This window comes from Methanobrevibacter sp. (assembly GCF_045130115.1).
Classification (GTDB): Archaea; Methanobacteriota; Methanobacteria; order Methanobacteriales; family Methanobacteriaceae; genus Methanocatella.
Map to the genome: position 1 here is coordinate 69,054 of NZ_JBGUPC010000063.1, position 11,011 is coordinate 80,064.

10 protein-coding genes are annotated in these 11,011 nt (G+C 33.4%); all 10 read left to right on the forward strand.

The genetic code is table 11. The annotated features are described in order from the left end of the window. Positions 1-144 precede the first annotated feature (144 nt). Positions 145-3,735 (forward strand): transglutaminase domain-containing protein, encoded by a 3,591-nt coding sequence (locus tag ACJMML_RS11040; protein WP_405307367.1) that lies wholly within the window; start codon positions 145-147, stop codon positions 3,733-3,735. A 133-nt stretch (positions 3,736-3,868) separates the two neighbouring features. Beyond that, complete coding sequence (locus tag ACJMML_RS11045; RefSeq protein ID WP_405307368.1) at positions 3,869-4,582, forward strand: metal-dependent transcriptional regulator; 714 nt, start codon at positions 3,869-3,871, stop codon at positions 4,580-4,582. Positions 4,583-4,677: 95 nt separating this feature from the next. Then, positions 4,678-5,193 carry a tRNA-intron lyase gene (gene endA / locus ACJMML_RS11050; protein ID WP_405307369.1) on the forward strand — a complete coding sequence of 172 codons (516 nt, stop codon included), beginning with the start codon at positions 4,678-4,680 and terminating at the stop codon, positions 5,191-5,193. A gap of 98 nt (positions 5,194-5,291) precedes the next feature. Beyond that, on the forward strand, positions 5,292-6,389 hold the full coding sequence (locus tag ACJMML_RS11055) for a tryptophan--tRNA ligase (RefSeq protein WP_405307370.1): 1,098 nt from the start codon (positions 5,292-5,294) through the stop codon (positions 6,387-6,389). Continuing rightward, positions 6,386-7,003 carry a stage II sporulation protein M gene (locus ACJMML_RS11060; RefSeq protein ID WP_405307371.1) on the forward strand — a complete coding sequence of 206 codons (618 nt, stop codon included), beginning with the start codon at positions 6,386-6,388 and terminating at the stop codon, positions 7,001-7,003. Before ACJMML_RS11055 ends, ACJMML_RS11060 begins: the two co-directional genes overlap by 4 nt. Positions 7,004-7,036: 33 nt before the next feature. Further along, a complete protein-coding gene (gene thrC / locus ACJMML_RS11065; RefSeq protein WP_405307372.1) occupies positions 7,037-8,233 on the forward strand; it encodes a threonine synthase in 1,197 nt (398 codons plus the stop codon). A 249-nt stretch (positions 8,234-8,482) separates the two neighbouring features. Continuing rightward, on the forward strand, positions 8,483-8,683 hold the full coding sequence (locus ACJMML_RS11070; protein ID WP_292801799.1) for a histone family protein: 201 nt from the start codon (positions 8,483-8,485) through the stop codon (positions 8,681-8,683). 486 nt (positions 8,684-9,169) lie between these two features. After that, on the forward strand, positions 9,170-9,910 hold the full coding sequence (locus ACJMML_RS11075; protein ID WP_405307373.1) for a hypothetical protein: 741 nt from the start codon (positions 9,170-9,172) through the stop codon (positions 9,908-9,910). Positions 9,911-10,371: 461 nt separating this feature from the next. Beyond that, a complete protein-coding gene (rpl7ae, locus tag ACJMML_RS11080) occupies positions 10,372-10,740 on the forward strand; it encodes a 50S ribosomal protein L7Ae (RefSeq protein ID WP_303739693.1) in 369 nt (122 codons plus the stop codon). A gap of 34 nt (positions 10,741-10,774) precedes the next feature. Beyond that, positions 10,775-10,981 (forward strand): 30S ribosomal protein S28e, encoded by a 207-nt coding sequence (locus ACJMML_RS11085; protein ID WP_292801795.1) that lies wholly within the window; start codon positions 10,775-10,777, stop codon positions 10,979-10,981. Positions 10,982-11,011: the final 30 nt, after the last annotated feature.

Sequence of the window (11,011 nt, forward strand, 5' to 3'; positions counted from 1 at the left end):
TTTTAACTTTATTTTTAAAAATTAAACTCATTTGATGGGATTTAGTAAATAAAAAGGTTTATATAAGATATTTGCAATAAATATATGTTACAGTGAGATTTTTTCTCGCTATGTTTAATTAAATTGTTATGGAGGTAAATTAATTTGAACAAAAAAATATTGCTCACTTTGCTAATATTATTTGTAGCTGCACTATCAGTCAGCGCAATTTCCGCAAGTGATGCTAATGTTACAGATTCGTATGCTACTAACTTAGTAGATGACACATCAGATGTATCAGTCCCACTGGAGAATACTGCTGATTCATCAGAAATTTCTGTATCAAGTGATTCAAATGTTGATAATGGTTCATCTAAAGGTTCTCTATCAAGTGAAGAAGCTTTAGAATCTGATGATTCAAATATTTTATCAACTAACTCGTCCAGTAATGATCTTTTAAGTAGTGATAACGGGGTTGCTGATCCTTCTGCATTGGATAATAATGCATCAGACGATGGCAACGATTCTTCAAAAATAGATGTATCTAAGACTATTACTGCAAAGGACGTTACTAAATATTATAAAGGAAGCACTCAATATAGCGCAACTTTCTTAGATGCCTATGGTAATCCATTAGCAAATACTAATGTTAAAATTACTGTAAATGGTGTTTCATACACTAAAAAAACTAATGCGAATGGGGTGGCTTCTTTAGCAGTAAATCTTAAACCTGGAACCTATAAGGTTGTTGCGGTTAATCCTGCAACTGGTTATAGCTTAACAAAAAATTTTAAAATATTATCCACCATTTCTGCAAGTGACATTACAAAAGTCTACACTGACAATAGGAAATTCACTGCAACATTCTATAAAAGTAATGGTAAAGTTTTAGCTAATAAAAACATCAAGTTTAAGATTAATGGAAAAACATACAAAGTAAAAACAAATAGTAAAGGTGTGGCTAGTTTATCTTTAACCAATCTTAAAAAAGGCACATATAAAATAATATCTTATAACACAGATGGTTTAACTAAAACAAATAAGGTTAAAGTTGTCACATATACAACTAGTTCATTAACCACTAAAACTTACACTTTCCTTAAGAGCGATACTAAAAAGGTCAAAGTTAAATTACTTAACGGATTAGGTTATGCTCCAGGAAAAGGAAAAATTATTAATTTCAAAATAAATGGAAAAATATACTCCGCTAGGACAAATGCTTATGGTAATGCTGCATTCAAGTTACCATCCTTAAGCGCTGGGGTATATACTGTAAAATATAAATTTGCAGGTAATGTATTTTATAAAAAATCTGTCGTTTATGACAAAGTATATATTATAGCTACTAAAAACCCTACTTTCACAGTTAAAAGTACAACCTCCTTTGGTCATGGTGCAAACACTCCATTTAAAGTTGCTTTAACTGCAGGTAAGGTTCCTTTAGCAAAAAGAACTGTTACTCTTACATTGAACGGTAAGACATATACCAAAACCACAGACAGCAATGGTATCGTGTCCCTGCCGATCAATTTAGATATTGGTAAATACACTGTTACCTATAAGAATAAGGCTGAATCAAAGGTAAATTCCAAAACTGGTTCTACAGCCATAACAGTTAAAGAAAGAACTCCTACTTCAGTAACATGGAAAAGCGGAACTTCTTTCAATCAAGGTACACAGACTTATAAAATTTTATTGAAAAATTCAGACGGTCAGGCTTTAGCAAACAAAAATGTTAAGTTGACTGTAAACTCCAAGACTTACACTGCCACCACATCTTCAAGTGGTTATGCAACATTCACTGCTAGTGTAGGTGCTGGAAATTTCACAGTTTCATATTCCTTCGCTGGAGACAATGATTATCTTTCATCAACAGGTTCCACTAAAATTGAATCCAAAAAAGTAGTCAATTCAAATGGATACGGATACTGGGTTTTCGGGTCTGACATGAAAAATGTTAATCTGAATACTTTGGCTTCTCAGGGAACTAGTGACTTGTTCTTGAACTTCTATGCATTCACTGCTCACGGCCAAAGTGCAGTTGAATCTTGGATTGCAAGTGCCAATAAGTTGGGAATTAGAGTCCATATCTGGATGCAGGCGTTTTATGATGGTGATTGGGTCAATCCTGTTAAAAACGGTGCTCCAAACCAGGCATTCTTTGATAAGAAAATAGCAGAGGCTAAAACATATGCTAAGGTTAAAGGTGTTTCAGGTGTACATATCGATTATATAAGATATCCTGGAAATGCATATGCAACTTCTGGTGGTACTGCAGCAATTAACAGTTTTGCAAAACAAATTTCTGAAGCTGTTCATGGGATCAATTCAAACTTAATCGTTTCATGTGCTTTAATGCCGGAAACAACAGATAATAAGTACTATTATGGTCAGGACATGGATGCACTCAGTAAATATATGGATGTAGTTATACCTATGATTTACAAAGGAAATTATAACTCCGGCACTACATGGATTAAAACCACTACTAAATGGTTTGTAGATCATTCCAAGGGTGCTAAAGTATGGGCTGGTTTGCAGGGTTATGTCTCTGATGACAATACTGCTAAATTGCCTTCTAGTGAAATCAAAGGTGATTCACAGGCCGCAATCAATGGTGGTGGAGCTGGTGTAATCATATTCAGATGGGGTCTTACTAATTTTGTTAGTTTTAAATCACTAACAGGATATTTGGCATCTTCTGAACCTATTGCATCTTCTGAATCCACAACTGATGATGCAGCAACTCCAGCTACTGCTACAGGTACAGCTACAACTTCATCAGCAGGCACTATATCTATTGCAAATATTATTGCAGGTGCCAAAACTGTCAAATCATATTATGAGGCTAACAAGAAGGTACCAACCAGTGTTAGTGCAGGCGGACAGACATTCACTGCTCCTGAATTCCTATATTTGATGTCACAGGCAATTTATCAACTTGGTAATTCCAATACTAAAGATATTGCAATCATCAAAGGTGTTGCAAATCCGGAATCTCCTTCTGGAGATGCTATTAATCAGGAATTATATACTGCTGATTATGTGACAGTTGCTAAAAACGTGGCTAACTTTATCGTCAAAAATAATCAGGCTCCGAATTATGCCTCATCTGCTGTAGGTAATATCATTTACTCTGAACTTGTCGATTCATTTTCACGTGTATTGGCATTTTATGGCAACAACGACAAGTTAATGCCAAATTATGTGACTATCGTATATGGATCTACTAGTAGCAGCAGTAGTAGCGGTTCTGTTTCAATTACTGGAGCTGGTTTGAATGAGAAAAATACATTGTCTGATGTTAGTGCTTATTTGAAAGCTACTTCCAACTGTCCAATTACCAATTCTGCGATTAAAAGCACTGTTAATTCTTTAATAAGTGGTTTAACAACAACTAAAGAAAAAGCAGTGGCAATCTATAATTACGTAAGGGATAAAATATCATACAGTTTCTATTATGATACAAAATATGGTGCTGCAGGCACATTGTCCTATAAGACTGGTAATTGTGTTGACCAAGCGCATTTGTTGGTTTCCATGTATAGGACTGCAGGTATCGCAGCAAGATATGTTCACGGAACTTGCGTATTCTCTAGTGGAAGCACTTATGGACACGTTTGGGTTCAAGTATTGGTTGACAATGTATGGACTTGTGTAGACCCTACAAGTTCTAGAAATTCATTTGGAGTAATAAATAATTGGAATACTAAATCATTTTCTTTAAACAGCAGATATGCTAGTTTACCATTCTAATTATTTTTTCTTTTTATTTTTTTTAATTAATCTTTATTTTTTTGTAATTTCTTCTATTTTTATTTAGGTTTACCAAAACTTTTTTATACTGTTAATTACATAACATCTATTAATATAAATGTAGGTGACTTTCATGACTGAAGCTAAAATAAGTGAAAACATTGAGGAATATCTAGAAGTTCTCTACCGTAACGGAAGTAATGGGGAACAGGTTTCCACAACACAATTATCAAAAGAGTTAAACATTGCTCCTGGAAGCGTAACTCAAATGCTTAAAAAACTAGAAGATCTTGGTTACATTGTGTACACTCCATATAAGGGTGCCAGTTTGACTGATGAAGGAATGAAGATCGCTCAAAAAATCACTAGAAAACATAGGATTTTAGAAAAGTTCTTATTGGATATCCTAAAAGTCAAAGAGGAACATATTCACGATCAGGCTTGTGAAATGGAACATACATTATCTGATGAAGCGGAAAGGGCAATATGTACTATGCTGCATCATCCGGACTTATGTCCTAATGAAAATGTGATTCCTGCATGCAATTTTGATTTTGGCAGTTGTCAAGAATGTTTCTCTCAAAAGGATTTTGACCAAGTCATGAACAGGAAATTTAATTTGTTATCAATTTCCGAGTTAACTGGAGATACTGAAGGAACTATTTCATTCATTCGTGGAAATAATGAATTATTGGATGAAATTTCTGAAAAAGGAGTTAAGGTTGGTCAGCATCTAAAATATGAATTCAATGATAACTCTTTGACTAATGATTATTTCGTTGAAATTGATGATAATGAGTTAAACATTTCATCAGAAATGGCTAATAATATTTTTATTAGAGTTTAACTTTTTCATCTCCTTTTTTTTACAAAAATTTTATATAATATTTCTTTCAAAATAATAAGCATTAAATATAATTTATTTCTTTTTGCGGTGTTTTAATGCGTGGAGATTTATCTAATGATATTGTTTCAATTAAGATTGAGGAAGGAAGTAAAAGGCCGATAGCTTTACATGAAAAAAGCAAATTTGGCAGAATAGAATCAGATTTTCTACATCTTTCATTAATTGAGGCATGTTATTTGCAGGAGAAGGGTCGTTTAAATATCTATGAGGATGATGTCCAATGCAGTGTAGGCTATTTGATTGACCTTTTAAAAGAGCAGGAACTTTATGGAAAGTATGTTGTTTATCGTGATTTAAAAGACCGTGGTTATGTTATTAAAACTGGTTTTAAATATGGCACCGAATTTAGATTGTATAATCGTGGAGGAGGTCCGGGTCAAGGACATTCTGATTATCTTGTCAAAATCATCTTTGAAAATTATGATATCAATGCGCTTGATTTTGCAAGTTATGTTAGAGTTTCACATGGAGTTAACAAGAAACTTCTTTTGGCAATCGTTGATGAGGATTTTGACATAACATACTATAATGTCGAATGGACAAGACCATAAGTTTAATTAAAGAAATCATTTATATTTTAATATGCTTTTATATTTACTATAATAATTCTTAATCGTAAATTTAATTTAATAGTAATAGTGGTGATAAAATGGCAGATTTAATCGATCCATGGGCATCATTCAGCCTAGATTATGATAAGTTAGTTAATCAATTTGGTATTGGTAAAATTTCAGAAATTATTGGAGACGTTAGGAATCCTCAAAGACTGATGAAACGGGGAGTTATCTTTGGACATAGGGAATTCAATGAAATAGTTAATCTGATAAATCAAAATAAGGATTTTGCAGTTGTAACCGGTATGATGCCGAGTGGACAGATGCACATTGGTCATAAGATGGTTGTTGACCAAATCAAATGGTATCAGGACATGGGTGCAATGCTGTCCCTGCCAATTGCAGACCTTGAAGCCTATGCCGCACGTGACATGAGTTTTGAAAAGGGCCGTGAAATTGCTGTAAACGAATATTTGACAAATTGGATTGCATTAGGCCTTGACCTTGAAAAGGATAATGTCAATGTTTATCTGCAGTCACAAAATAACTTATTAAAGAATCTGGCGTTCAAAGCTTCAATCAAAACCAACTTCAGCCAATTAAAGGCTATTTATGGATTCGAGAACTCAACTAATATTGCCCACGTTCAGGCGCCTCTATTCCAGGTTGCCGACATTTTGCTTCCTCAGATTGAAGAGTTTGGAGGTCCGAAAAAGGTTGTTGTTCCTGTTGGAATCGATCAGGACCCTCATATCAGATTAACTCGTGATATTGCACATAAACTCAATGAGGAAGAGGGTTTCATATCTCCTGCTTCAACATATCACAGGTTCCTGACAGGGCTGACCGGTGATAAGATGAGCAGTTCAAAGCCTGCAACAGCAATCTATCTTAATGATGATACAAAAACAGCTGTCAAAAAGGTAAAGTCTGCTAAAACCGGTGGACGGGAGACCTTAAAGGAGCAAGAGGAATTGGGCGGTGAAGTCGACAAGTGTGTAATCTATGAAATGCTGTTATATCACTTCATCGATGATGACAAGGAGCTTGAACAGATTAGACAGGACTGTTTGAACGGAACTTTGAGATGTGGTGAGTGCAAGGTAAGGACCGCCGAGCTGATGGAAGAGTTCATGGATGATTTGCATGAAAAGCAAGTTGAGGCAAGAGAAATTGCCAAAACATTGATATGATTCTTGATGAAGTAAAATCCGCATTTTGCGAAAACAAATTGGCCATTTATTCGGCAATAGCTATTTTATTTGTATCTTTGATATTGGGCTATCTTTTAGAGCCTTACTTGTATAGCTATTTTAATCCGATAGTTGATGATTTGTCTCAGAAGGTTCAACAGGGAACAATTAAATTAACTTTCCTGACCATATTTTCCAACAATATCAAAATCGTATTTTCAATGTTTATATTTGGAGTTACATGCTTCTTTTCGGCAGTGATACTTGGATTAAATGGATTTTTTGCAGGTTACTATGTTGCCACAACTGATAATCTGTTGGTGACAATGCTTTTAATAGTTCCTCACGGCATTTTTGAGTTTTCATCATGCATTCTGGCTTGCGCATCAGGCTTTGTATTATTTAACTTCTTGTTCAAGTTCATTAAAACATTGAATGAGCAGGGCACCGGTCCAGTTAGGGAGATATTGTCAAATTCATTTGATGCAAGCTTTGATAAATTAAAACAGGCATTAATATTGCTTATTATTGCTTCAATCCTGATGGCAATTGCAGGTCTTGTTGAAACTTATTTCACCCTTCCGATTGCCGAATTTATATTAAATTTTATATAAAACTTAATAAAAAGATATAGATAGTGATTTTTTATGATAAGATGTGTTTCTTGTGGAGAAGAATATGATGACGATGAAGTAATCTACACCTGTGAAAAGTGTGGATCAGTGCTTGAGCTCGTCAATGAGATAGATGTTTCAAAAGACATTTTTGATGGTAGAAGAGATAATTTATGGAAATTTAAAGAGTGCATTCCAGTAGATGAGACAAAAATTGTTTCTCTCGATGAAGGAGGAACCCCATTCTGCAAATGCGATAAATTGGGTGACGAACTTGGAGTGAACCTATATGTTAAAGTAGAAGGATCAAACCCTACCGGAAGTTTCAAGGACAGGGGAATGACTGTAGGTATGACAAAGGCAATGGAATTGGGAGTTCATACTGTCGGTTGTGCTTCAACAGGTAACACTTCCGCATCACTTTCAGCTTATGCTGCACGTGCCGGATTACGCTGTATAGTATTTTTACCATCAGGTAAGGTTGCGCTTGGAAAATTAGCACAGGCAATGTTCCATGGCGCTGAAGTAATGTCAATCAATGGAAACTTTGATGAGGCTCTTGAAGCCATGACCGCTCTTGCATTAGAAAAACATCTTTACTTATTAAACTCAATTAACCCATACAGATTGGAAGGACAAAAAACTATAGGTTATGAAATTGTCCGTGATTTGGGATGGCAGGCTCCGGATAGGATCATTTTGCCAGTAGGTAATGCAGGTAACATTTCAGCTATCTGGAAAGGTGTTAGTGAATTCTATGATGCAGGATTTATTAAAGATTTGCCGATGATGACAGGTATTCAGGCGGAAGGCGCATGTCCTGTTACAAATGCATTTAAGAAAGGAGACAGACGTGTTGTGCCAGTAGAAAATCCAGAGACTATTGCAACAGCAATACGTATTGGTGCTCCGGTCAGTGATATTAAAGCCTTAAATGCTATTTATGATTCAAACGGTTATTCCGAAACAGTAACCGATGAGGAAATCCTTGATGCACAGAAATTACTCGCAAGGACTGAGGGTATTGGTGTTGAACCGGCATCAGCCGCTTCCATTGCAGGTCTTAAAAAACTTGTAGATGAAGGTGTAGTTGACAAAGGTGAAACAATCACTTGTGTAGTTACTGGACACTTGCTTAAAGATCCTAATACTGCTATTGATGCATGTACTCAACCTACACAGGTTGATGCAGATATAGACACTTTAAGAGAGATTTTGATGAACAAATAAATATTGCTTTAAATCTCTTTTAATTTTAATTTTTTCTTTTAATTCTTTTATATTCGAACAAAATTTATACTTTTTTTAATTAAACCGATATATGAAAAACATTTCGTGTTATATTCATGTCACTTTTTATGTTAAAATATCATGGTGAGATATGTTGAAATTTTTAGAAATCACCGATGCATTACCAATAGATTTATATATAAGCAAATTAAAACTATTATTAACCAAGTTAAATGTGAGGTGTAATAAATGAGTGAATTACCAATTGCTCCTGTAGGCAGAGTCCTCAAAAATGCTGGTGCACAAAGAGTAAGTGATGATGCAAAAGTCGCTTTAACCGAAGCAATCGAAGACTACGGTAACGAAATCGCACAAAAAGCTGTAGGATTTGCTCGCCACGCAGGCAGAAAAACCGTAAAAGCTGAAGATGTAAAATTAGCAATCAAATAGATTTGTTGATGATCATTTTCAAGATAGTAATTTTTTACTATCCTTTTACAAATTTTTTTTATTTTTTTGAATTAAATTTTTTTTATGGGAAAATCGACTAATTTTATGTTATTTTTCTATTTTTTAAGAACTTTGTTTTTTACATAAGGGATTAATGACTCTTTTTTTTCTGAATTATTTAAATTTTTAATTTCATTTTAATATTGATTTTTTTGGTTAAATAAAAATTAATTAGTTATAATTATTATTCAATAAGGAACAGTATTATTTAATAAGTGATTATTTAAAATTTTCATTTGAATAGCTAAATTTCTATGAGCTATAAAAATTGGTCTATGACTGTTAATTTAGGATGAAAACTGAAAACTCAATATTAAAAGGACTCCTGTTGTGAATAAAGTATATATTATTAATTAAATAAATATAGTAATAATGTTATAAAAGTTTGGAGTGTGACCTCCAAGCTCTAAAAAGAGGAGTGGAATAATGAATATTAAATATTTTTGTGTATTACTTGCGGTATTTTTATTAGCTATTTCTACAGTTTGTGCCGCTGAAAATGTCACGAACGAAGAAACTGCTTTATCTGCTATAGAAGATGTTGATGATTTATCTATTTCTAGTGAAATTGTTTCTGTGGATTCTGGAGATGATGATTGTTTAGCTGTTTCTAGTGAAGTTGTTTCTGTAAATGAGGGTAATGATAATTGTTTAGCTGTTTCCAATGAGACTGATAGTTTAAGTGCTTCTAGTGAAGTTGTTTCTGTGGATAGTCGTAATGATGATTGTTTAGCTGTTTCTAGTGATGATTTTAGTGTAGCCAGTGTAAATAATAATCCTGTTGCAGTTTCTGGTGAATCTAAATTATCAGCATCTAATGATCAGTCTATAATTTCCGTGCCGGCCAATCAAGAAAATTCAAAATTAACTAGTATTTATGACAAGGTGTACTCAACTAAAGACTGGAAAACCGTTGGATTGTGTTCCATGACATTAAAATATAAATGGTCCAAGAAAAAAATGAATAAGGTATCTAAAAAGAAATCAAAAATCCTTAAGAAAAGAGTAAAGAAAATAATGAAAAAATACGTGAAAAAGGGTTGGCATTATAGTAGAATATTTTATAATTGGAAATATGGTAAATACTCAGCTAAATTTAGGTATTATATACAGTTCTATAGAACAGTATACTATAATGGTTATGGTGAAGTATTGTATATTTGCTAACATTAATGTGTTGAATCTGTAAAAAATTTTACAGATTCTTTTTTTATATTATATGTAAATATTTTTTCATGTTGCCATTTTTTTTATCTTTTGGTGTTGTTTTATTTTATGTTTTTTAGTGACTCTTTTTACAAACATTTATATACTATACTAACCAATTTAATATTGTCTAGTTCTCTAGAATTATTTCATTAATTACTAAATTTTTATTTTTAGTTTTGCTAAAAATTATTGAAATTCAGAAGTATTTGTATTGAAAGTCTAATCCCCCTATTTTTTCTTATGGGATTATATTTAGTGATATATGAATTATTCAAGAATTAGTATTATTAAAAGCTGTTAGATTACTCTATAGAAAGTAAGAGTAGTTTAAAAGCAATATTAAATAATATTATGATTCAAAATGGATTATAATATCTGCCGATGGATGGCAATGCCAGATGAAAAAGGAGGTATATATTATGGCAAACATTTATGTAAAATTTGACACACCTGAAGAATTAGCTAAACAAGCTGAAGAAGCATTAGAAACCGCACAATCTACTGGTAAAGTAGCAAAAGGTACTAACGAAGTAACCAAATTCATCGAAAGAGGAGATGCAGCATTAGTTGTTATCGCAGAAGATGTTGATCCTGCTGAAATCGTTGCACACATTCCTGTATTAGCTGATGAAAAAGAAATTCCTTACGTATACTTACCAACCAAAGAACAAGTTGGCGTAGCTGCTGGTTTAACTGTTGGTACTGCTTCCGCATGTATTGTTGACGCTGGTGACGCTGAAGCTGCTGTAGCTGAAATCGTAGAAAAAGTTGCTGAATTAAAAGAATAGATAAATTCTTTTAAGGATTTTTACGGTGATTTAAATGGAAGAAGGAACTCCTGCTGAAGTCATTGAAGTTTTAAAAAGAACTGGAATGACTGGTGAGGTTATGCAAATTAAATGCAGAATCCTCGATGGTAGAGATAAAGGAAGAATTTTAACAAGAAACATTATGGGCCCTGTAAGAAAAGGCGACATTTTAATGTTACTTGATACAATTAGAGAAGCTAAAGAAATTAGAACTCCTTAAGAAGGTGTAAAAGCATGAGAACTTGTTCAT